This window comes from Paenibacillus sp. J14 (genome assembly GCF_000518465.1).
In the GTDB taxonomy this organism is placed as follows: Bacteria; Bacillota; Bacilli; order Paenibacillales; family Paenibacillaceae; genus Fontibacillus; species Fontibacillus barengoltzii.
Genome location: NZ_JADQ01000017.1, coordinates 1 through 23,596, shown reverse-complemented (window position 1 = coordinate 23,596; position 23,596 = coordinate 1). Strand labels below are relative to the sequence as shown.

Here is a 23,596-nt window from a genome sequence, read left to right as displayed (position 1 = left end):
TCTAAACCTTCAGCATCCCGCGGAACCCTCTGGCGCCATAATAGGATTCTGCACCATTATGGTACACAAAGACGGTGTCGTAACGACGGTCGCAGAAAAGGGCACCGCCAAGCTTCCGAATGGAAGCAGGGGTTTGCACCCAACTGGAGGTTTTCAGATCAAATTTCCCCAGCTTCTGCAGTTCTCGGTACTGCTCTTCCGTTAACAGCTCAATCCCCATAGCAGCCGCCATATTCATCGCGCTGTCTTCGGGCTTATGCTGCTTTCTCGATTCCAGGGCTTCATGGTCGTAACAGACGCTTCTACGGCCCTTAGGCGATTCCGCCGAACAATCTACGAACAAGAATTGGTTGGTTTGCTCATCGTATCCAATCACGTCCGGCTCGCCGCCGGTCTGTTCCATTTCGTGGAGCGACCACAGCTTATCGGGCTGTGCCTCCAGCTTCACTTGGACCTCGGCCCATGTCAACTCGGAATGGCGATTCATGTTTTTCTCAAAGCGGGCTTGCAAAGTTTGGAGCAACTGTTCACGTTGTTCTGGCAACAAGTCCTTTGGTTCATTACTCATCATGAAGCCTCCTTCATAAAGTGATCGATTTCACCACTATAGTTCTTCTGTGCTTAGGGTAAACCCTTCAATCACCGCATCCTCATCGACTTCGATTAGAATGCAGCGTTTTCCATGATAATTGACTTGCTTCAGGTACTTTAAATCTTGAGGGCTGACCGAGATCGTGGCCACCTTCGTTTCGATCTTGATTGATTTGGACGTAAACTTCGGAACTACGCTGCTTGCTTTGATTTCATAGTTTTTGTCATCAATTACGGTTTGGTAGGCCAGCTCGACTTTTTCTGTCGTCACGTTCTCCACTCCGCTGGCGGTCAGCACGCGTTCCACATCTCGATAATCCAGCTTGGGCGGTTCTTCCTCCTCATGGGTTTCAATCACCTGCTGAATTTCCTCATACACGCTCGCAATCGTGGAGGCGTCGAGCTGATCACCGGCAACTTCTTTGACGATTTCCTCGAAGATCGCTCTCTCTTCCAGCGCGGTTACCGTCTTCTCAGCGTTCAGGACCTGATCGATAAAATGTTGATTGGGATCATTAGCCTTCCCCGCGCAATAGAGCACCCGATTCACATCCGAGAAGCCGTCGGTGATGCTGGGGTAGAAGAAGCCTTGCTCCGGCGAGCGCAGCTTGATGATCGGATCAACGATCACGTTGTACTTAAACTCGCGTTCGACATAATCGAACATCAGCGTTTTGCGTTGGGGTTCGGTCGAATTGATGCTGCACAAAATAAACGGATTGGCAAACATTTCATCGGTTTCGCTCTCCTCGGCTTCTTCATTGCGCTCCTTGGTGGGCTTGTAGTATTGGCCGCGTACGAAGGTGATCACCGTATCCCGTTCATACGTCGTATCCTCCAGCATTTTCTCCACCAGCAGAAGCATCAAATCATGCCACTCGTCGGCATCTCCGGTTACGAGAGCTTGATGCAGCAGTTCCTGTGCTGGCTTGTCCGTTTCCGGGTGCTCCTGGAACTTGACCTCGAACAGCTTCTGATCCAATTCACCGGACAGCAGTCTTTTGAAATTGCCCATGTGCAATTCCTGCTTCTCTCTCTCTAACAGCTCAAATGGCGTACGCTCAAAATGATAGATTTCGTTGGTTTCCTTCATAATATAGACGTTCAGGATGTCGTAGATACTTAGTCTTTCATGATCCAGCTTGAATTGCTTGCGGATATAAGCGATTTCCTTCTTGATCAAGATAATTCCCCTTTGCAAAAATTCAATATTTGCATTGTACTATAATGCTCGTCACCTGTCATGATACGTAAAAAATGAAAAAGACCCAAACCGTTAAGTTTGGGCCTAAGCGGGGGAGTTGTAGATGCGTACGTTTTATTTCATGAACCCAACAATCAGAAAGATGACCCCAAGCGCGAAGAACAGAACTAGATTCCATAGATCCACCCCAGATAAAAAAAGGCCCACCTTGGTACGCATTGTAAAGAGGCGTGGTGGGAACTGTTACCTTTTGTAATAACGTCAACGAAACAGTGACCTCTGTTATTCTTCTGTGATAATGTCACTATGGACACTTTCGTACAACAGAAAGATTTACACTCTGGGTATCGAATGTTACCGGTGATGCAGGGGCGGATGAATTCGTATAATTTCTTGATTTGTCAACTTCGTTCACCTCCAGTTCATCTAGCTTATAAACTCAGCCACAGGGCGGGACGAACCCCGCCTTTGTTATTACCTGTTGAAGGGTGAACGTTAATGCTGTTATAGCGGAAGGTGCCATTTCCCTGAATACCTACGTTGCCGTCGCCATGGATATATACGGCTCTTCGATTGTCACGCCCGGGCGAGCGAAGCCACCACCACCATCCATGCCCATCGAGTGTTGATTTTCGCTTGTCGTTGTTTTCATCTTTCTTTTGAAACCAGTATCGTTGTTTGGCGCTGCGGTTTTCCAGGTTCTGACGGCTGTCTCCGAAATATTTACACACGGCTTCCTCAATGCTTAGAAGAAAAATAAAATCCTGAGTATCTTCTCCACCTCTTGAACCGTACCACGGGTTGTCGGGGTTATTGTTCAATACCGGAACGATTCTTAATTGCTCGGCTGGAGTGAAATTGTTGTAAAACTCACCGTTCAGATATTTTCTCAGCGAGCAGTCCGCCCAAGTCACATCACCAGCGCAATTATGATAGGAGTGTTGTTCAATGATATGTTCTGTAATCATCAAGGCCGCACCCCGCTGTAGATCAAGAATGCGCCAGAGATAGCCGCCGAAGGTTACCACCGAGCCGATATGAAACTCACTCATCTTCTTCCTCCTCGTCCGCAGAAAGTATATCTTGGCATTTACCTCTCTTTGTTATCAGATCCATTGTATAACTCAAAGGACGATTTTTCTGTATATTTCGTTACTAATGGTTAACGCGCAAAAAAATAGGGATTCCTGACTTCGTCGTCTCCGGAAACCCTTTAATGTATAAATATGATTGTATGAGATCGAAGTCATGTGTAATACGCGCGCATTCGAATTATGTCAGCCAGCTAGCAAAATATCAACAATCGCCTTGTTCGCGATCTCGTTCTTCTTTAGCTGCGGCACCCGCTCGTCGCACAGAACATCGACGGGGGATAGAGGCAATTCTCCGCAAATATCCTCTCCGACGATCGGTCGAAGTCGTTTCAACTCTCGGATCACATCCAGCAATTGTCGCAATGTCATGCTCCCCTGATCCCAATTGGTGACCGCATTATCCGGATCAAGGACATCTTTGTCTACACTGATATAAACCGGTCCGTCTGGTAATACGGAGCGTATGGCCCTGACAATATCAACAGGGGACAAACGACGAACCTCTTGCTCCGAGATGACGGTGACCTTATCGGGGATGCCAGAGGCTTGGAAGAGATTTAACGTATTCGCACCGATGATGACCACGCGGTTTAGCAGTGGTAAAGTTTGCAGTGCCATACTGACCCAAGAGCCGCAAGAAATAAGCGGAACATCGTCGTTAAATGCAAGGTCGGTATGGTGATCGAACAGGATCAGCGAGAACGGATGCTGGATTTCGGACAGCAACAAATAGGTAACGTAGTGATAATTCCCGCCCCCGATCAAAGTAATGTTTTTATACTTTCGCGATTTTAACCGAAATTGAATTTGACGCAAGGATTCATCGCTGCAGTAACCTTGGCAACTGTGTAGATCGGAAAAATCGATCCACTCGCCGGGGTATCCCCGAAGCCATGGTTGTTGTTTCAAAGTTCCATCGAAGTTTAACAAGGAAATTCCGCTTGTTTTCGTTCTGCTATCCATTGTTTCACACTCCTAATTCTTTAAGCAGGGCTTAATGTACAGGAACTTCACAATGATTCTGTCAGTCTCAGCAAGAATGTTCTCTTATTAAGAATCGTTTCATTGCTACACAACGAAGCCATTGTGCGAAATTTGTTACAGTGATGCCGGGCATCAAAGCAAGAAATCTCACAAAATGGCTCCTAAAAATAGAATGGCACTTTTGATTGTTTTTCGCAAGTAGATGCACATAGGCTTAATGCTTATCCAACATAACGAACCAACACCCGGTCAACGGATGAGCCATACGATTCGCCAAACAGGATCAAGTGGACGAGTAAATAATAAAGTTGGTACAAAGGTCGCCGATCCGCATAATCGGGGGATAGCGGGTGCGCTTCTTTATATGCGGCGTAAAACAAAGAGGAAAACCCGCCGAACAATTCCGTAAACGCCATTTCGTATTCCCGGTCGCCATAGAAGACGGCCGGATCGATGAGGTAGGGTTGTCCATCCTCGCTTGCCATCCAGTTCCCATGCCAGAGATCGCCGTGAAGCAAGGACGGTTCGGTTTTGTCTGGAATCCATCGATCCAGCGATTCCGTCAGCCGCATCAGTTGTTTTTTTCGCTTGGTAGACAACCGCCCGCGTTTCTCTGCCAGCTGGATCATAGGGAAGAGGCGCCGCTCTGCATAAAATGCCCTCCACGTTTCGCACCAGCTATTCGGCTGCGGAAGTAAGCCAATATAATTATCGTTATGAAGTCCGAAGCGTCCGCCAAGGGATTGCGTACGGTGCAGCTCTGCAATACCTCTTCCGAGCGCTTCTTCTGTTGTTTGGCGGGGAAGGCCGGTCTTGATCCACTCTAATACGATCATGCCGCCGTCCCTTCCGGGGATCTCGCCAGCATAATACGTTTCAGGAACGGCCACCGCACAGGTTTCTCTGAGAAGTTGCAGCCCTTCAGCTTCACGTTCAAATACGATGCCGGGCAGATCGGTCCGGTATTTGATGAACCATTGGCGTTCCTGGGTCGCAACCGAATACGAACGGCCGATATCTCCGCCGCGTACTTCCTTAATAGATATAATGTCTTCCTGCGGATGCAGTGGAAGAATCTGTTTCAACGTTGATTTCATCCATTCCATAAATCCCTCATCCCAACGATTAAATTTTTTGAATTGGTTTGACGTAAATCATTCTCTAAGAAGGCAAAATATCATTAATTGAAGACTACAGTTAGGCTATTTACAGTAAGGTGGACAAAACGTGGACAATGTCCACGTAAAAACGAAAAGCCGGGGACGAAAATCCCCGGCCTTACAGGTAGAGCTAAAAAGAGGAGTTGTTGCCCCTCTTTTTTCATTTTCAACAGTGCGACTCAAATCAGTCATCTTTCCTCACCAATAGTGAGCAACACTCCACATGGCTCGTCTGCGGAAACATATCCACCGGCTGCACCCATTCCAGCTTGTAACCGCCGTCCAGCAGCGCTTTGCAATCCTTCGCCAGGGTGGACGGATTGCAGGAGACGTAGACGAAGCGCTTCGGTTTCGTCTTCAGCACTGCTTCAAGGAAGCGGGGATCCAGCCCGGTGCGCGGCGGGTCCGCCACAATGACGTCCGGGGCGAACCCGGACTTGACCCAGCGAGGGAGCAGCTCCTCGGCGTATCCGGCGTAAAACTGAGCGTTATCCCGCCCGTTGCGGGCCGCATTGGCCTTGGCGTCCTCGACAGCTTCAGGGATCGATTCGATGCCGCGGACTTCCTTCGCGTAAGGCGCTAGCCACAAGCCAATCGTGCCGGTGCCGCAGTAGGCGTCAACGACAGTTTCTTTGCCCGTCAGGCCTGCAGCCGCCCGTACTGATTCATACAGCTTGACGGTTTGCAGCGGGTTCAGCTGGAAGAAGGCGCGGGGGGACAAGGTGAATTCCAGATCACCGAGGGATTCTTCGATCCCGTCCGCTCCCCACAAGATTTCCGTGCGGTTCCCAAACACCAGCGAGGTGTTCTTGGGGTTTACGTTCATCGCAATGCTGGTTAACTCGGGAATTTCCAGCCGCAGTTCTTTGATCAGCTCACGGCGATTTGGCAGTTTGTCGTTAGCCGTCACTAGAGTCACTTGAATTTGACCGGATTGAAACCCAACGCGGACGACAATGGTACGAACCAGCCCTTGATTGCTTTTTTCCTTATATACCGGAATGCCTAGACGCTGCAGCACGTTTCGGGTCTTGTCCACCACCTCGTTCACCTTCGGGTGTTGGATCGGGCAACCGGTAATATCAATCAGCTTATGGGAGTCGGCTGCATATAAGCCGGCGATCATTCCTTCTTGAGACATGCCTAATTGCAGCTGCGCCTTGTTGCGGTAGCCCCAAGGGTGGTCCATGCCCAGCATCGGCTTCATCCGTACATCCTCAAGACCGGTGTAACGCGCAAACGCTTCGCGAATGATCTCTTCTTTACCGGCTAACTGCCCCTCGTAGGACAGATGCTGGATTTGGCAGCCGCCGCAGATGCCAAACACCGGGCACGGCGCATCCACCCGATGCGGGGAACGCTTCTCGATCTTTCGTATCGAAGCAGTGATATATTTAGGTTCAACGCGGGTCACCTCTGCGTGAATGACCTCACCGGGAATACCGCCTTCGACGAACACGGCTTTCCGCCGGTAATAGCCGACGCCTTCACCGTTAATCCCCAGCCGCTTGATCGTCACGACGATCCGGTCGCCCGTCCGTACCTCATCGGCCTGTTCCCGCTTGGTGATGGGCGGCTTGGGCCGCGATTGCGTTTTGTTCCCTGGGCGGTTGCCCGCATAGTTGCAATCTTTCATGAATCCTGATTCTCCATCCTATTAGGTTTGTACTAGACTCAATATACCATGGGAATCCGAGGGATACCATGACCCGATATAACGAAGGGCTACAGCAACCGCAATAGCAGAAACACCAAATAACCGGTAGCTGCCAGTGAAAGGTTGATCCATCCAAAGATTTTGGCGTATTTCTGTTCCTTTTGCTTTTGCTGAACCTTATAAACCGTCTGATCCACGAGCAGCAAGACAAGAGCGGAGAAGAGGGAGAGAGAAGCCGTATAAGAAAATACGCTAGTCATCACATGTAACTGATTCATCACAAACATCTCCTATTTCGCCTTTAATCCGGTTCGACGGATCGACACGCTAAGTTTTATGGAGATTGGGATGTTCGCATACATCTGTTCCCAATCGCTTTTTTGGTGAATGTGCTGTTTCCAGAAGCCGGGATGATGCGCCCTCACATATTCGCCAAATCCAAAAATGTCTGAGTGATCTTGTTGTGTCCGACGGCAGAAGTTATGCATCAGCTTCGTTGCACTCCGCTCTAGAGCGTCTTCAATTTTTTCGAGAGCAGCTTCCGAGTCAGCACCCTGGCCAGCATCGAAATGCTCATCAAGAACTCCTTCGAGGTGGAGATTCAGATATACATGGGGCTTTCCTTCTTCGATGCGGACATTCGTTTTGGCACGACGCTCCGTTATTTTAATCATGGTATAGCCAAGATCGGGAACTTCTAATAAGGCGGAATACCCCCCGGGATCCGTCCCCTTAATCCCCATATAGACTCCGATATCCATCGCAGAGGTGACTCCGGCCAGGCGACCGTCGCTGAAGGAAGCCATGCCTTTCAACAAAATATGTTCCTTACCTTGAACGGCGATGTAAGGGAGAAACCCGTTCTGTCCCCAGTTCGATTCCTCGATCCAAAAGGTGCCTAAGTAATTGGCTGGAAATTTCCCCATGCCGATGGCTTTTTCAACCATGGCCTGAAGATACAAGGTAGGCACGCGTTCGAGCGGAGGGGCCACCTTCATCAACTCGGCGGCTTCTGTCTCGGAGACGAGCAGCCAAGTTCGCCGGCGAACCTCTGGATTTCGGCGGAGATAATCGTTTAGTTCGTCCAGACCTCCTCGGGCAATTTCCTTACTGATGACGATCACCCGTAAATGAATGAGATAACGAGGATCGGCAATTTCCTGCTGCATATTGTTTAAAGCTTCGTCCAGACTATGCCCGTACACTTGAACGATCCATACCGGGCTTTCTCCATCGCCGCCACCTCCCATACCGCCGGTGCCGGGGCCAAGGGGAACCCGACCGGGAACGGCAATTTGGGCCGTCACTCGAATCATCTTTTTAGGTAACGGTATGTTTTTCATATGGGTGACTTGCGGTTCCTTCTCCAAGGCATCTGGAGGTGCCTCATCGATAGCCAAGCCGAGCACGAGGGCGCGTTCTTCGACTTCCACCTGATCCCAGCAGCCTGTCAAATTAAGCGTTAGTACGAAGCATAACAAAATCTGTATCCATCGCTTCCCTAGGGCGTTACCCATGAGAGTGCCCTCCCTTGCGTCGGATCACCGAAACGATCCATAGCAGCAAGGCGTAGCCTGTCAGGAACAAATAACCGGACTCATCGGCAATCCGAGAAAATCGATACAATTGAAATTGATCTTGAGGAAGCAAAGAGACCCCAAACAGGAATGGGATCAGTAACGTCGTCACGAGACGGTGGTCCTGGAACTTAAGCAGTTTGCTGAAGGTGATTGAAGTGATGTAGTAGGTGGAAAACATGGTCGTGTACACGTTAATCACCCACATGATAATGAAAAGCGCATCCATCCGCTCGATGACATCGTCGCCAACAGCGATCGAGCGCGCCATTTCCAGCGTAGGATATATCAGAAGAAGGGTTTCCCGAACTCCGTATATCCCAATCGTGGAAAGCGCGAGCAACAGGTACAAACTGGCGCTGACCGCGATGCCCAGCATAACCGACTTCATGGCACGAGCCGGCTTCTCTGTAATTGGAAGCAGCATCGTGATGATGAAGGAGCCCAGGTACAGCGAAGCCGTAGATAGAATGGCGAGCGGCCAATCGGGAGCTTCATTCCCGAGCACGGGCAACCAATTTAAGAAATGGACCGATTTCATCGACATGAAGATGAGAAACAGGAATGGGAAAATGACAAACGGCCAATAAAACAAATGAACATAGGCAAATTGAATGGAATTCCTCCGGCAGGATAAGGCGACAAGGATGAGCATCATCAGGATACTCATTTCAATCGGAGTTTTCCGGAAGACGACGGTGGACAACACTTCCCCAAACTGACGGAACAATAGCGCTGTTGTGATGAAGAAGCAGGCGAACACCATACAATTGGCAAAGAGGGCAGGAAGTTTTCCAATTACGGTCTGGCTGTAACCAGTAATGTCTGATCACTAAATCGCTGGCTAAGGCGGGTGAACACAAAAAGGCTGAAGGCGGCGCAGCAAGAGCCAACTACCGTCATCAGCGGCGCGGCATTATCGGCCGTCTGAGCGATCAATTGCGGAAAGCTTAAAACGTAAGGCCCAAAAATGGTACTACTGATCACAATGGCCAGCTGAATCGTGCTGAGTTTCTCTATTTTCTGCATCGGCTGTCTCCTCCGGTCGAAAAATCTTATTGAAATTGGCTTGGAACGTGTTGGCACCGCGCCGTGTGTCATCGATGGTGTACAGATAACTTGGGCGCTTACCCATCCACCACAAGGGAGCCCGAATGATCGTGTCCACAATCCCTGCGCGTTTCTTGGTCAGGATGGACTGCAGGTACGGAATGCCAAACGACTCCAGATACAATAAGTGATTTACGATAAAAATGCTCCCGATCATCACCCCGTACAATCCGAATAAGCCGGCTAACACGATCAGCGGAAAGCGGAGCATCCGCATCGCAATGGCTGCATTATAAGCCGGAGTGGCAAAGGAGCCAATCGTTGTCAGGGCGACGATAACCACCGTAATCGGGCTCGACAGGCCAGCGGATACAGCGGCTTGTCCGATGACCAGTACGCCAACAATCGACAGCGCCCCGCCAATCATTTGCGGCAACCGGATCGTGGCTTCCCTCAGCACCTCCATCGAAGCCTCCATAATCAGCACCTCCAGCATGGCGGGGAAGGGGACTCCGGCGCGCCCCCCGGCGATCGCCACCGCAAAATCGGTAGGCATCAGCTCCGGGTTATAGGAGATGACAGATACATATAGCGATGGAAAGAATACGGAGAATATCAAGGCCATTAGCCGGACAAATCGCAACATGCTGGCGATCAGGAAGCGTTCGGAATAGTCGTCAATCGTTTGAAAAAACTGGTCAAACAGTGCCGGGACGATCAAAGCAAAGGAGGAGCCTTCCACCAGAATCGCTATTCGCCCTTCCAGCAAAGCGGCAGCGGTTTTATCTGCCCGTTCCGTGTTCTGAATCTGTGGAAACGGTGAGATCGGCTGGTCTTCAATGAACTGTTCGATGTACCCGGCGTCGATGATGCCGCCGATGTCAATTTTGGACAACCGCCGCATCACCTCGCTAACCAAGTCGGGATTGGCGATTCCGCTGATGTAGCAGACCGCGGTTTTCGATTTGGAGCGGGTACCTAGATCGGCGGTTTCTACAACCAAATCGGCCGTTTGCAGCCGGTAACGGATCAGCGACAGGTTCGTCTCCAACTGCTCAATAAACCCGTCCCGCGAGCCGCGGATGACCTGCTCGGTCTGAGGTTGTTCGATGGATCGCTTCTCAATACTCCGTGTATTGAAGGTCACCCCTTCGGCGTAACCGTCGATGAGCAGCACAGTATGTCCCTTCATCATCAGGTCCAGCAGGACGCTCCAATCGGAGCTTCGCTGACCGAAGTTCGCATGCACTCGCTCCCGGTACACCTGTTCAAACGGATCCAAGTTCTTTGACGAATCCTTTCCCATCTCCAGATCCAACTCATGGGAAAGGAAAGGAGACTGCATCGGGGCTACGATCCCCTCCTGAATCAACTTTTGATCCGTGATGGAGGTGAGGAAGAGCAAAGCCGCGTCTCGTTTGTCCAACCTCACCTGGCGAACAACCAGATCTGCGTAATGATTCATATGTTGATGAATCATGTTCAAGTTATTTTCCAGACTCGCCTCAAGCTGCCTTGGCTGGTTTCCTTCGAGGGAGGAATTGTTCGAGGAAGATGATGAATGAATCTTTTTCATATACGCTTCGTATTTGGATTTCCACTCCATCATAACTGCCGCCTCCGGACGAATTTCAGTTATTAGAGAGTGTTGGTCTTTTTGGTAAAGTTTATGTAGCATTAGCAGCGGTTGCCCAATTGTTCAAACCCCGGTAAACTAAAAAAGTGCATAAAGCCGGTCTGTCCCGGAACTCGGGAAGGCAACGGCCTGATGGGAAGTTAGGTGAAATCAAGCGAATGAGCACGGAAGCACTTACGATGGAACATGCGCAGCAACTGCTGCAGAAATATTACGGATACCCCGATTTCCGCGAAGGCCAGCGGAGGATCGTCGAGAGTGTATTGTCCGGTGCGGATACACTGGGCATTATGCCGACAGGCGGTGGGAAATCGATCTGTTATCAGATTCCGGCTCTAATGCTGCCGGGTCTGACGCTGGTGGTGTCCCCGTTGATCTCGTTGATGAAGGACCAGGTGGATGCGCTCACCGCGATGGGCATCTCCGCTGCCTACATCAACAGCACGCTGTCGGGCAAGGAAGTCAACGACCGCATTCGGGCAGCACGCCGCGGTGAACTGAAGTTGCTCTACGTGGCGCCGGAGCGGCTGGAGCTGGACTGGTTCCGCGAGGAAATGAGTGAGCTCGCTATCTCCTGTGTCGCCGTCGACGAAGCACACTGCGTGTCCCAGTGGGGACACGACTTCCGGACGAGCTATCTGGCGGTCTCCCCGTTTGTGGAGTCGCTGCCGCAACGGCCGATCCTGGCAGCCTTTACCGCCACAGCAACGCCGGAGGTCATGGACGACATGGTCCGCTTGCTGCGTCTAGCGAATCCGGCGGTGTTCGTCACCGGCCTGGGCCGGGACAACCTGGCGATGTCGGTGCTGCGTGGGGAGAACAAGCGCGAATTCGTCCTGAATTACGCGACGACCCATGCGCATCAGCCCGGCATCGTCTACGCCGCCACTCGCAAGGAGGTCGACGACCTGTACGAGCGCCTGTGCCGTGCCGGCATCCCTGCCGGCCGCTACCATGCCGGCTTGTCCGACAAGGAGCGGGAGGAGAGCCAGGAGGCTTTTCTCTATGACGACATTCGCGTGATGGTCGCGACCAATGCCTTTGGGATGGGGATCGACAAATCGAATGTCCGTTATGTCATCCACTACAATATGCCGAAGAACATGGAGGCTTATGTTCAGGAAGCAGGCCGGGCTGGACGGGACGGCGAGCCCAGCGAATGCATTCTGCTGTTTAGCCCGCAGGACATTATGACGCAGAAATTCCTGATCGAGCAAAACCCGCAGGATGGGGAGCGCAAACGTAACGAATACCGCAAGCTGCAGCAGATGGTTGAATATTGCTACCAGACCAGCTGCTTGCGCTGGGCGATGCTGGATTATTTCGGCGAAGCTCATGACCGCACGCCTTGCGGCATTTGCAGCTCCTGCCGAGACGAACGGGAGCTCCTCGACATGACGCGGGATGCGCAAATCGTCTTCTCCTGCATCCATCGGATGCGGGAGCGGTTTGGCGTCTCGCTCGTCGCTTCGGTGCTCAAGGGCTCGCAGAACAAAAAGGTGCTGCAATACGGCTTTGACCAGTTGCCTACTTACGGTATGCTGCGGACTCGTACTGAGAAGGAAATTTCTGAACTGATCAATGTGTTTATAGCGGAAGGGTATTTAGCCTTGTCTGAAGGGCAATATCCGGTCGTAAGGCTGCAACCGCTGGCGGTTGAGGTGCTGAAGAGCCGCCATCAGGTGATGCTGCGTGCGCCGGAGCCTGCGAGTGCGGCCTCATCGTCGTCTAGCTCGCGACGCCGGAAGTATGATGAGGGGCCGTCTGCTGTCAATGAGACGGTGTTTGAGCAACTGCGCTTGATCCGCCGCGATTTGGCCGAGAAGGAGCGGGTTCCTTCCTATATTATTTTCAACGATGCGACGCTGCGCGAGATGAGTGTGGTCTGTCCGACCAGCGAAGCGGATATGCTGAGAATCAAGGGCGTCGGCGAAGTGAAGTACCGTAAATACGGAAAGCCGTTTCTGGAGTTTTTTCAAAATATGGAGTAGGGTTGTGAGCATGTGAAAGTCATATTGGCAACGCTGAACGCAAAATTTATTCATACCTCGCTGGCGATCCGGCTGCTCAAAGCTTACAGCGGCAACGAGTTTGACATTGATCTGGCCGAATATACGATCAAGGACCCGGTGATGAACATCGTATCGGATCTGTTTAAGCGTAAGCCGGATGTCATCGGATTCTCTTGTTATATCTGGAATATCGAAGAGACGATTCGAGTGGTGGCCTTGCTGAAGAAAGTGCTGCCGGAAGTGAAGATTGTACTGGGCGGCCCCGAGGTCAGCTACGATACGAAATACTGGATGGAGCGGGTCCCGGAGGTGGATTTTATCGTCATGGGGGACGGAGAGGAAACGTTCCACCATTTGCTGCAGGAGCTGTCCGGGGAGCAGAAGTTCCACTTCGTGTTTGGCGCAGCTTACCGCAAAGGGGAAGAGGTTGTGCTAAATCCGCCTCGGCCAAAATCCGATCTGAACACGCTGCCGTCGCCGCATCGTTTTCCCGAGGATATTCCGAATCTCGGCAAACGGATCGTCTATTTCGAGACCAGCCGCGGTTGTCCGTTCAGCTGCCAGTTTTGCCTCTCAAGTATTGAGGTGGGCGTGCGGTATTACGATATCGAACGGGTGAAGTCTGACATTCTGTACCTGATCGAGAACGGCGCGAAGATCATTAAATTTCTGGACCGTACGTTTAACATTAACCGCAATTACGCGATGGAAATGTTCGAATTTCTGATCAACAACCATCAAGGTTGTGTCTTCCAGTTCGAAATTACGGCGGACATCATGCGGCCAGAGGTGCTGGACTATTTAGCGGAGAACGCGCCGCCAGGAATCTTCCGCTTCGAGATTGGCGTGCAGTCCACAAACGATCCAACTAATGAACTGGTGAAACGCCGCCAGAACTTTACGAAGCTGACTCGGACCGTCACCAAAATCAAGGAAAGCGGCAAAATCGCCCAGCATCTGGATTTGATCGCCGGACTGCCGGAAGAGGATTATGCCACGTTCCGCAAAACGTTTAATGACGTGTTCGCGTTGCGCCCCGAGGAGCTGCAGCTTGGCTTCCTGAAGATGCTGCGCGGAACCGGGCTGCGGAACGACGCGGAGAAATACAACTACGTGTTCATGGATCATGCGCCTTATGAAATCCTGAGCAATAACGTGCTGCCGTTTGAGGACGTCATTCGGTTGAAGCGGCTGGAGGACGTGCTGGAGAAGTATTGGAATGCGCATCGCATGGATCACACCGTGGAGTATCTGGTGACTCACGAGTTCGATTCGCCGTTTGACTTCTTCCAAGAGTTTGGCGACTATTGGGAAGAACAAGGGTGGCAGCGGATCGGCCATCAGTTAGAGGACCTGTTCACTCGGCTTCATGCGTTCCTTAGCGGCCGTACGTTGAAAGAGCCGGAGGTTGTGCTGGGGTTGATGAAGCTCGACTATCTGCTTGGACACAAATATAAGCCGCGGAAAATCTGGTGGGAAGACCGGGTAGACAAAGACCGGCGCAGCGCGTATTTCCGGGCGCTGGCTGAACAGCCGTCCGCCTTGTCGGAGCAATTTGCGGCATACGGCCTGGACGAACGCGAGCTGCAGAAGTATGCTTGCCTCGAAGAATTGCCGTTTGCGCTGGGTGATGTGTTGCCAGCGGAAGGAGCGGAATCACCTGCGGCATCAGCAAGCGCAGGCGATGCGTCGCAAGGGACGCTGCTCGTTGTTGTGTACCAGCAAGAAGCGGACGAGCGTCCGGTGTATTTTTACGCCAATTTAAGCGCTTGGTCCCCGGAGCATCGCACCCTGCTCAAGTGAGGAGCTGACTTTAAGGATGTTTACGATCCTGATCGTCGAGGATGATGCCAAAATGGAGGAAGGCTCCTGTTAGTAGACATCACCGTCCCGGTGCTGACCGCCTCTGGTGCCTTCTTGGCGGCACAACTGCTCTATTTTGCGATTGTGCGTTCACGTTATGTCGTACAGTTAAAGCGCGTGATGGTCTAAGTCCATTACGAAAAAGGCGAGCCTGCTAACCAGCCCCTTCTTCTGAAGGTGCCGATTCCGCAGGCTCGCTTCATTTATTACTAGGCATCCGCTGATACGGGCGGCATATGCCTTTCGATCCAATTCAACAGATGCGACATTACTTCGTCGCGGTTGATTTCGTTCAGCATTTCATGACGGCCGCCGGGATACAGCCGCACCTCAACGTCTTCGAGGCCCAGCTGATGGTACAGTCCGGCGAGACGTCGGACACCAGCGCCGTTGAGGCCGACCGGATCGAGATCGCCGCCGAAGATATAAACCGGCTTATCCTTCGGGATGGAACGCATCTTCTCCGGGCGATGAATCTCCTGCAGCAGGCCAAAGAATCCGTAAAAGAAGCCGGCACTGCACAAGAAGCCGCAGTGCGGGTCAGCGATGTATTTGTCCACCTCGGCCTCGTCCCGAGAAAGCCAGTCAAAAGGCGTCCGCGCCGGGAGGAAGTTACGGTTAAAGCTCCCGAAGGTCACGGCGTTCATCAGCAGGCTGGGATGCATCTCGCCTTGCAGCAGGCTTTGCAGGCGTGCGAGGCTTCGTCCCAAGCCCAGCAGTCCCCGGGGGCCATTTGTTCCTGAGAGAATAAATCCGGAATAAGGCTCCGGGGCTAGGTACATAACCTTCTGCGTTAGAAAGGAGCCCATGCTATGGCCGAGCAGAAACAAGGGGAGTTCGGGATGCTCCTGACGGATGATCTTCGTAAGCTGGATCATATCTTCTGCCATGCCGGTAAACCCCTGTTTGCCCGGCCAGCCTAATTCCTCGGGACTTCCAGCCGTGCGCCCGTGCCCGCGGTGATCGTTCGCGTAGACAACAAAGCCGTGGGCAGTCAGCAATCGGGCCAGGCGCTCATAGCGCTTGGCCGTTTCTGCCATTCCATGGGCGATTTGCAACACCCCGCGCGGCGGAGCAGCGGTATCTTTGGCGGTCCAGCGATACACGAAGACGCCGTGACCTGTGTCATTGTCGAACGTAAACGTATGCTCTTTCAAGCGCAGCCCTTCTTTCCATGAATTTATGGGAAGACCTCAAGCGAGAAACGCAGGCTGGAAAAATTCGATCCGTTCGCCGTCCGGTCCGTTAAAGAAGAAGAAACGACTGCCGTTTGGCAGACTGCGGATTTCCGGATCAAGGCCGGACAAGCCTAATTTGGAAATCCGGCTATATTCCTCTTCGATATCACTGGCGGTAAAGGCGATATGATGTACTTTGCCCTCATTTGGCAGCTCTTCTCCTTCAGGGAGATTAATCAACTCGACCTCAACGGATTCCTGACCCGGGAAGGTGAGGAAAGCCAGGCGCAGCGGATCTCCCACCTCACCGATCGTAGATAACAGCTTCATGCCGATGACCCGTTCATAAAACTCGATGGAATCCTCCAGCGCCGAGACGCGAATTCCGACATGCTCGATTTTGCGAATGCCCATACCGATGACCCCCAGTTTAAATGGAATTGGTTGATTTCTTCTCAATAGCGATCAAATACGGAGCAGCCGGCCTTTGCGGCTGCCGGTACAGGATCGCTTGCCCGGCAGAGGCGGGCAGTGCGGCTGCCCAGGCTTCTACCGCCGCCGCTTCGGCGTCGCCGCCGGGATGGCCGGGGTAGAGGACGGCCGTCAAGATCCCGCGAGGCCGCAGCAGGCCTAGTGCGGCCGCCAAGGCGGGCAGCGTGCTGTCCGGCTGTGTGATCAGCGCCGGGTCGGCGCCCTCGGCTGGTAAATAGCCGAGGTTGAACATCACGGCGCCGAGCCGCCCGTGCACGTCCGTTGGCAGCACGGCCGCCATGTCCGCGTGGCTCGCCTGGAGCAGGGTAACGTCGGCGAGGGTATCCGCTGACTCCTTGTCCAGTCGAGCCTGCGTGAGCGCCAGCGCCTGCGGCTGGATATCGAAGGCGAACACTCGCCCCTTCGGACCGCAGGCCTTGGCCAGAAACAGCGTGTCCGCGCCGGTCCCCGCAGTGGCATCGACGGCCGCGTCGCCAAGCCTCAGCCGTTCACCGGCGAGTTTATGCGCGAAGCTTAATACAGAGAGGAAGCCCATACGTTCTCAACGTCCTCTCCAGTATTTGCCCTGCCAGGAATCGCGGCGCTTCAGCTCCGCGTCGATGGCATTAAGCACTTCCCATTTTTTGAGGCTCCACATCGGTCCGATCAGCAGGTCGCGCGGCGCGTCGCCGGTCAGCCGATGCACGATCATCTCTGGAGGCAGAAATTCCAGCGTGTCCACGATCAGTTTGACGTATTCGTCCTGTTCCAGGAAACGCAGCAACCCTGCCTCGTACTGCTTCACCATCGGCGTCTTGCGCATCAGATGGAGCAGGTGGATCTTGATGCCCTGCACATCCATGTTGGCTACAGCGCGGCCGGTCTCCAGCATCATTTCATGCGTTTCCTGCGGCAGGCCGTAAATAATATGCGTGCACACCCGGATGCCGCGTGCGCGCAGCTTCTCTACCGCATCGAGGTAGCATTGCGTATCGTGCGCCCGGTTGATCAGCGTGGACGTCGACTCATGGATCGTTTGCAATCCCATTTCAACCCAGAGGTAGGTACGCTCATTGAGCTCACCCAAATAATCCACGACATCGTCTGGCAGGCAATCCGGTCTCGTGGCGATAGATAACCCGACGACGCCCGGCTGCTCCAGGATCGCCTCGTAATATTCACGAAGCACCTCCACCGGCGCATAAGTATTCGTATAAGCCTGAAAATATCCAATATATTTCGCATGCGGCCACTTCAGATGCTGCCGGTCGCGGATCGTGGCAAATTGCGTCACCAGATCGTCCCGGCGGCTTCCGGCAAAATCGCCCGATCCCCGGGCGCTGCAGAACGTGCAACCGCCCTTGGCAATCGTGCCATCGCGGTTGGGGCAAGTGAATCCGGCATCCAGCATCACTTTAAAAACCTTGTCCCCAAACTCTTGGCGCATCTCGAAATTCCAGGTATGAAATCTTTTGTCTCCCCACAAAGCAGGGGTGTCCGTCATCAGTGTACTCATTGCGGCTCCTTCATTTTGTCACAAAAAATTTTTTGCATATTTATACAACGGCGAAAGCCCCGTCCGTACGCCGCTTCCACTGGATTTATTGTATCAAATTTCACGCGAAAAGGGGAATGCTGCTTGCCTGTTTCCTTGCGGCAGAGTAGTGAAATATGTTATTTTGAGAATATCAATTTCGTTGGACCCCAATTCCAAAATATATCGAAAAGGGAATCACTCGTCTCGTCTCCCCGGCGAACGGTTGGTTCCTTTTTCATTGCATGCTTTACATTTGCAACAAACTTCGGCACAATATTGCAAGGAATGGATACCAAGAAAGCGGAGGAATAACATGCGTTTACGCGGCAGAAAAGGAATACGGGAGCATTTGGAACAGCAGCAGGATCTGGTTGTGCTGAATCCCCGGGAATATAAAGGACGTTGGGCGGAGGTGTTCGGCAACGGCCGTCCGATCCACATCGAGCTAGGCATGGGCAAGGGGCAGTTTATTAGCGGCATGAGTGTAAAATATCCGGACGTAAACTTCATCGGCATGGACATGTATGATGAGTTGATTCGCCGGGCGAGCGAGAAGGTTCGCGCGAAATGGGACGAACAGGGTGGACTGCAGCCGAAAACCGTTCGTCTGGCGCTGGGTAACATTGAAATGATCGAGGACTTTTTTGCACCGGGGGAAGTGGAGCGCATTTATTTGAATTTCAGCGATCCGTGGCCGAAGAAGAAGCATTGGCGCCGGCGCTTGACGCACCCGCGGTTTTTGGAGAAATATCGTCAGCTCCTGAACGAAAATGGCGAGATTCACTTCAAGACCGACTCCCGCGTACTGTTTGAATTTTCGCTGAATGCCTTTGCCGCGGTTGGCCTGCAGATGAGCGACATTTCGCTGAGCCTGCATGAAGGCGGAATTAATGAAGCTCATGTCATGACCGAATACGAAAGCAAATTTGTGGGACAAGGCATGCCGATCTACCGCTGCGAGGTGATGGTTGGCGAAGCGGCCTTGCAGCGTTATCATGAGCGGAAGATGGATATGTTTAAATAACCGCTGCTTATGAAGTTCAAAAACAGCCAGCTCGAATCGAGAGTTGGCTGTTTTTTTAGATGGATAGACGTTTTCTTTACGGCTTGACCAGTACGCTAATCTCCAAGGAAGCGGGTGACCCGTCATCCGTATCAAATTTAAGGGACCATTTCCCTTCTAATTGGGGACCAAAGGCATGATCAGAAGTAAAAGCACTGCCAGGGGGGATAGTAGTCTTTATCCAAACCCATCCGGTGGGGGAAATGAGTTGATAATATACATTTTTAGTGCCGGTGTTCTTGACATACACATGGGTGATTTTCGAGTGATCCTTCTCCTCGTAATCAAAACTGTGAGTGCCTTGGCCATCACGAAAAGTGATTCGTGCTTCGGAAAGAATATCACGATTTGCTTCTTCCGTGGATTGTACAGGAGTGGTTGAGCTTGCAATAACAGCGGGAGTAAATGCAATACTCAATGTCAATAGTGCAATACAAAAAGAAATGAATTTGCCATACATCCTGCCGGACACCCCTTTAGCCTCTTATCAAGATGACGAGTTAATATTAACACACAAGGAAAAATAAGTAAAAACAAAAAATCAAAAAGAAACCTAGGGGGATCTTGTTGTCGAGCCACCTAGGTTTCGGTTTATTTTCGGATGAAATTCGTATTCCCAAGTAAATCAATGATAGCTTGAGCACTTTGCATCGGCCGGAATTTGGCGATATGGTTCAAGACCTCTTCCCGTTTGCGCACGACTTCGTCGTATTGCTCGGTCAACCGTTTGATCCAATCGGTAATATCGTCCAGCGATTTCATCGGGGTTCCCCAACCTTGCTGGGCAAAATAATGCGAATTTTCCTCCTCCTGGCCGGGAAGCGGCTGGTGGAACAGCATCGGGATGCCTTTGGCCAGCCCCTCCGAGCAGGTCATGCCGCCCGGCTTGGTGATCAGCAAATCGGACACTTCCATCAGCTTGTCAATTTCCTTCGTGAACCCGAGCAGATGGATGTTGGGATGAATGAATCGGGGATCCTTTTGCATTTTCTCCAACGACTTCTCGTTGCTGCCCAGACAGAAAATGACTTGAATTTGCTCCCGGTAAGAGGCGAGCAGGGCATTGACCGCCTCGTCCTTCATGAAGCCCCAACCTCCGCCCATGACCAGTACGGTAGGCATATCCTTCAGATGGAATTGCAGGCGGATATCTTCCTTCCGATGGCGCTCCCAGAAATTCGGATGGATCGGGATGCCGGTAATCAGGATTTTGCTTTTGTCTACGCCCCGTTCCATCAGTTTCTTCTGCACCTGGTCGGTGGACACGAGATAACAATTCACTTCCCGGCTCACCCAAGCTCCGTGCACATCATAATCGGTAATGACGGTACAGAGCGGCACGTCCAACATACCCAGCCGTTTCAGGCGGGAAATCACCGCGCTGGGGATCGGATGGGTGCAGACGATCACGTCGGGATGAAGCTGACGGATAATTTGAATTGTACGCGTATAAAAAATCCGATGAAGAGCCATCGTCGTCAATCGGTTTAAAGATTTCTTGTAGTTGCTGCGATACATCATACGGACAAGCCGAGGCTGCGAGGACACCGTTTTCTTGTAAGCGGTGATGATGATCGGCGCCACCCTAGGGTTCAAAAAACTGCCCAGCTCTAGGACTTTCGTCTGTATGTTTGGCGCAATCTTTCGTAAACTGCTGGAGAGCGCGTAGGCCGCTTGCGTGTGACCGGCTCCAAACCCCTCGGATAAAAGTAAGACTCTCTGTTTTTGCACTGGTTTCACCTTATTCCTGCAAGGTTTTCCTATTGTCTACAATATCCCCTTTAAGCCCATAATGCAACCGTTCCAAGCGCTACAGAGGAGCCGATGACCGCTCCGGCAAGAGTGTCTGAAGGGTAATGCAGGCCTAAATAAATACGCGAAACTGCCACGATCAACGCGATGGGGAGCAGCACCAGAATCAAGCTTGGAACCGCGGCCATAAACGGAACCGTAATGGAAAAAATGGCCGTCGTATGCCCGGACGGAAACGAGTGGTCCGTCAGCGGATTCCGGAACGTATTGGTTCCCGGCAGCGTTAAGTAGGGCCGAAGACGCGGGTAGGTTTTTTTGACGAGTGCGACGGGAAGATGACTGATCGCGAGCGCGACGCAGGATTGCAAGCCGATTTTGCTCCATGGCTGCGGAGCCGCAAGCCAGATGAACAAGGACGAAAGGATGGTGAACCAAGCTCCCCCTAAATGAGTTATATGATACAGCCAAAAATTCAGAAAACTGCGGTGCAGGCGGCCGTTGATTCCTACAAAGAGCTGTCGGTCGAGTTGTTGAAGCTTATGGAATAAACGAGTCATAATATCCCTCCGCATGATGGTTGGCCGCGTTCTAGCCCTCGGAAACTGCCTGTCCCGTGGCTGCTCTTTTCAAATAGCATGGCATTTTGAAGTTAGACTTATCATATTTTTAATCCATGGCCTTTTCAAGGACGTTTTTTTGCGCTGTAGCCGTGCTCTTTTTTGACATTTCGTTCTTCGCACCTTTACAATGATTCAAATCATAACAGATCTGTTTAAAAAAAGGGTGCAGATTTGTTAACTTTTTGCCAAGCAAGTTCGTTTATGTAAATGTAACGCCAATAAGTTGTCCAGCCGTGCAATAAAAAAATTAAAAAAAGAAATAAAAATTGCCAAAAGTGATGAAAATAGGATGTAACCGTACCTGAAAGCAGGTTGCGGGGGCCCCTGTATGCCAAAATCCACCAGTCTTCCAGTTTTTTGCGCAGCATGGGGGCTACAGTTACTTTGACAAACGACGTCAAGTTGTGGAAAATCGTATTTGGTTTGAAAAAAGAGCCGGCGACAAGTTCAAAGAAAGATCTAGAAAGAAAGAGCAAGACAAGAAAGAAAGGGTCATTACAATCAAAAGCTCCGAAAGATAAAAAAAGACATCGGGGTAAAAAGGGGGCAAGAAATCATGTTGGATGTCATCTTGATTTCACTGCAGGTCGTCCTGGCAGTGGTTGGGGTGTATCAATTTGGTTTGGCTTTATTTGGCATGTACAGAAAGAAGAACAAAGTGCAATACGAACCGAACAAATCCTTTGCGGTGCTGGTCGCAGCGCATAACGAGGAAAAAGTGGTCGGGGCGTTGATGGAAAATTTGAAACAAATGAACTACCCAAAAGAATTGTACGACGTGTTTGTCATTTGTGATAACTGCAGCGATAATACCGCAAATATCGTTCGCAGCCACGGGATGAACGCTTGCGTTCGGACCAACCCGAACTTGCGAGGGAAAGGTTATGCGATCGAATGGATGCTGAAACAGCTGTGGAAGATGCCGCGTCAATACGACGCCGTTGTGATGTTCGATGCCGACAATTTGGTGCATCCGGATTTCCTGCGGGAAATGAACAACGATCTATGCGCCGGCGCGCGGGTCATCCAAGGCTATATCGATACGAAGAATCCAGAGGATTCCTGGATTACCGCTTCTTACGGGATTTCGTACTGGTATTGTAACCGCCTGTGGCAGTTGTCCCGGACGAACCTGAAGATGGCGAACTTCCTTGGCGGCACAGGAATGTGCTTTGAAACCGAGCTGTTGAAAGAAATCGGCTGGGGCGCTACAAGCTTGGTAGAAGACCTTGAATTTACGATGCGTTGCGTTGAACGCGGAGTGTATCCGGTGTTTAACTACGACGCGAAGCTGTTCGATGAGAAGCCATTGACGTTCAAAGCGTCGGCACGCCAACGTCTGCGTTGGATGCAAGGTCACTTCACTGTCGCTCGCCGCTATTTCTTCCCGCTGTTGTGGAAGAGTATCAAGGAGCGGAACATGGTGAAGCTGGACATGGCGCTTTACGGGGCCAACGTGTACATCGTGTTATTGACGTTCCTGCTTACGGCGTTTATTTGGGTTGACCAATCGTTAATGCAAGAACCGCATGTTAAAACGTTGTATGGCTACCTGCCGATGTGGGTGTCGTATGTGGCGATTGTCGCGAACGTGTTTATTTTCTTGATGGCGATGTTCCTGGAGAAGGTTAAATCGAAGAAGGTCTACGCTTACTTGGTTCTGTTCCCGATTTACCTGATTTCCTGGTGGCCAATCACGTTCTATGCGTTCTTCACCCAGAACAACAAGCAATGGAGCCATACGCAGCATACACGGGTGGTTCGCCTCGAAGAAGTCCAAAGCAACAAGGTGAGTTAATTTGCGAACGGATCCGTGTCAACTCATATAAAAATGTTACCGAAGGATAATGGTTCACTCACGTAATTTTGTTACCCAGTGGAGGCTGTTACATAGCCTCCACTGGGCGCGTAGCGGAGGCAGGCGTCACGGGNTGGGAAAGCAGCGCTTCCAACTGATTGTGTAATGCAAGCGGATCTTGGGAAGTCTGATACGCCTGTAACCGTTGGGTTTGTTCTGGTCGTAGCACGCCCAATTCGATTAACCGGGCAACGGGTGTTTTGGCCGTGTCGAATGTTTTCTTTACACGAGCCCCGCGACGCTCCTTGCCGATCAGCTTGCGAGTGGGCAAGCAGCAATTGAAGTACCG

At 51.6% G+C, this 23,596-nt stretch carries 22 protein-coding genes; 4 read left to right on the top strand and 18 right to left on the bottom strand.

Annotation, left to right across the window (positions count from 1 at the left end):
* Position 1: 1 nt before the first annotated feature.
* The 11 genes from M891_RS0108530 to M891_RS23585 form a co-directional block, all read right to left on the bottom strand.
* On the bottom strand, positions 2-568 hold the full coding sequence (locus M891_RS0108530) for a DUF4256 domain-containing protein (RefSeq protein ID WP_028538522.1): 567 nt from the start codon (positions 566-568) through the stop codon (positions 2-4).
* A 36-nt stretch (positions 569-604) separates the two neighbouring features.
* Positions 605-1,774, bottom strand: coding sequence for a DUF4317 domain-containing protein (locus tag M891_RS0108525; protein WP_016313017.1), 1,170 nt, complete (start codon positions 1,772-1,774; stop codon positions 605-607).
* Positions 1,775-2,226: 452 nt separating this feature from the next.
* Positions 2,227-2,847, bottom strand: a complete 621-nt coding sequence (locus tag M891_RS0108520) for a DUF6273 domain-containing protein (protein ID WP_028538521.1) — start codon at positions 2,845-2,847, stop codon at positions 2,227-2,229.
* Between the two features lie 225 nt (positions 2,848-3,072).
* Positions 3,073-3,852 carry an arginase family protein gene (locus M891_RS0108515; protein WP_016313015.1) on the bottom strand — a complete coding sequence of 260 codons (780 nt, stop codon included), beginning with the start codon at positions 3,850-3,852 and terminating at the stop codon, positions 3,073-3,075.
* 242 nt (positions 3,853-4,094) lie between these two features.
* Positions 4,095-4,979: a fructosamine kinase family protein gene (locus tag M891_RS0108510; RefSeq protein ID WP_028538520.1), complete on the bottom strand. Its 885-nt coding sequence runs from the start codon at positions 4,977-4,979 to the stop codon at positions 4,095-4,097.
* Between the two features lie 238 nt (positions 4,980-5,217).
* The gene (gene rlmD, locus M891_RS0108505; RefSeq protein WP_028538519.1) at positions 5,218-6,669 is read right to left on the bottom strand and encodes a 23S rRNA (uracil(1939)-C(5))-methyltransferase RlmD; all 1,452 of its coding nucleotides are present in this window, start codon (positions 6,667-6,669) and stop codon (positions 5,218-5,220) included.
* 89 nt (positions 6,670-6,758) lie between these two features.
* Positions 6,759-6,968, bottom strand: a complete 210-nt coding sequence (locus M891_RS0108500; protein ID WP_028538518.1) for a CLC_0170 family protein — start codon at positions 6,966-6,968, stop codon at positions 6,759-6,761.
* A gap of 12 nt (positions 6,969-6,980) precedes the next feature.
* Positions 6,981-8,207 (bottom strand): Ger(x)C family spore germination protein, encoded by a 1,227-nt coding sequence (locus tag M891_RS0108495; RefSeq protein WP_028538517.1) that lies wholly within the window; start codon positions 8,205-8,207, stop codon positions 6,981-6,983.
* On the bottom strand, positions 8,200-9,033 hold the full coding sequence (locus tag M891_RS0108490) for a GerAB/ArcD/ProY family transporter (protein WP_028538516.1): 834 nt from the start codon (positions 9,031-9,033) through the stop codon (positions 8,200-8,202). Before M891_RS0108490 ends, M891_RS0108495 begins: the two co-directional genes overlap by 8 nt.
* Before the next feature lie 32 nt (positions 9,034-9,065).
* On the bottom strand, positions 9,066-9,296 hold the full coding sequence (locus M891_RS25285) for a GerAB/ArcD/ProY family transporter (protein ID WP_016313009.1): 231 nt from the start codon (positions 9,294-9,296) through the stop codon (positions 9,066-9,068).
* The gene (locus M891_RS23585; protein ID WP_232228316.1) at positions 9,244-10,926 is read right to left on the bottom strand and encodes a spore germination protein; all 1,683 of its coding nucleotides are present in this window, start codon (positions 10,924-10,926) and stop codon (positions 9,244-9,246) included. Before M891_RS23585 ends, M891_RS25285 begins: the two co-directional genes overlap by 53 nt.
* Before the next feature lie 185 nt (positions 10,927-11,111).
* Here M891_RS23585 and recQ point away from each other — a divergent pair, with 185 nt between their 5' ends.
* Together recQ and M891_RS0108475 are read left to right on the top strand one after the other, a co-directional pair.
* A complete protein-coding gene (gene recQ, locus M891_RS0108480) occupies positions 11,112-12,944 on the top strand; it encodes a DNA helicase RecQ (protein ID WP_028538515.1) in 1,833 nt (610 codons plus the stop codon).
* 12 nt (positions 12,945-12,956) lie between these two features.
* Positions 12,957-14,768: a B12-binding domain-containing radical SAM protein gene (locus M891_RS0108475; RefSeq protein ID WP_028538514.1), complete on the top strand. Its 1,812-nt coding sequence runs from the start codon at positions 12,957-12,959 to the stop codon at positions 14,766-14,768.
* A gap of 269 nt (positions 14,769-15,037) precedes the next feature.
* Here M891_RS0108475 and M891_RS0108470 read toward each other — a convergent pair whose 3' ends face one another.
* From M891_RS0108470 to M891_RS0108455, 4 genes are read right to left on the bottom strand one after another with little or no spacing between them, the layout of a single operon-like run.
* Positions 15,038-15,985, bottom strand: a complete 948-nt coding sequence (locus tag M891_RS0108470; RefSeq protein WP_028538513.1) for an alpha/beta hydrolase — start codon at positions 15,983-15,985, stop codon at positions 15,038-15,040.
* 36 nt (positions 15,986-16,021) lie between these two features.
* Positions 16,022-16,420: a VOC family protein gene (locus tag M891_RS0108465; RefSeq protein ID WP_009226111.1), complete on the bottom strand. Its 399-nt coding sequence runs from the start codon at positions 16,418-16,420 to the stop codon at positions 16,022-16,024.
* A gap of 16 nt (positions 16,421-16,436) precedes the next feature.
* Positions 16,437-17,033, bottom strand: coding sequence for a tRNA (mnm(5)s(2)U34)-methyltransferase (locus tag M891_RS0108460; protein ID WP_028538512.1), 597 nt, complete (start codon positions 17,031-17,033; stop codon positions 16,437-16,439).
* 6 nt (positions 17,034-17,039) lie between these two features.
* Entirely contained in the window at positions 17,040-17,993 is a 954-nt protein-coding gene (locus M891_RS0108455; RefSeq protein ID WP_028538511.1) for a TIGR01212 family radical SAM protein, read from the bottom strand.
* Positions 17,994-18,327: 334 nt separating this feature from the next.
* Here M891_RS0108455 and trmB point away from each other — a divergent pair, with 334 nt between their 5' ends.
* A complete protein-coding gene (gene trmB, locus M891_RS0108450; protein ID WP_028538510.1) occupies positions 18,328-19,038 on the top strand; it encodes a tRNA (guanosine(46)-N7)-methyltransferase TrmB in 711 nt (236 codons plus the stop codon).
* 76 nt (positions 19,039-19,114) lie between these two features.
* On the opposite strand, the gene M891_RS0108445 is transcribed toward trmB, so the two are convergent.
* The 3 genes from M891_RS0108445 to M891_RS0108435 all read right to left on the bottom strand — a co-directional run bounded on the left by M891_RS0108445 (position 19,115) and on the right by M891_RS0108435 (position 21,386).
* The gene (locus tag M891_RS0108445) at positions 19,115-19,537 is read right to left on the bottom strand and encodes a hypothetical protein (RefSeq protein WP_157268782.1); all 423 of its coding nucleotides are present in this window, start codon (positions 19,535-19,537) and stop codon (positions 19,115-19,117) included.
* A gap of 131 nt (positions 19,538-19,668) precedes the next feature.
* Positions 19,669-20,808, bottom strand: a complete 1,140-nt coding sequence (locus tag M891_RS0108440) for an MGDG synthase family glycosyltransferase (RefSeq protein ID WP_009226116.1) — start codon at positions 20,806-20,808, stop codon at positions 19,669-19,671.
* A gap of 50 nt (positions 20,809-20,858) precedes the next feature.
* Positions 20,859-21,386, bottom strand: coding sequence for a phosphatase PAP2 family protein (locus tag M891_RS0108435; protein ID WP_028538508.1), 528 nt, complete (start codon positions 21,384-21,386; stop codon positions 20,859-20,861).
* Between the two features lie 619 nt (positions 21,387-22,005).
* Here M891_RS0108435 and M891_RS0108430 point away from each other — a divergent pair.
* Positions 22,006-23,247, top strand: coding sequence for a glycosyltransferase family 2 protein (locus M891_RS0108430; protein WP_016312993.1), 1,242 nt, complete (start codon positions 22,006-22,008; stop codon positions 23,245-23,247).
* The last annotated feature ends 349 nt before the right edge of the window (positions 23,248-23,596 follow it).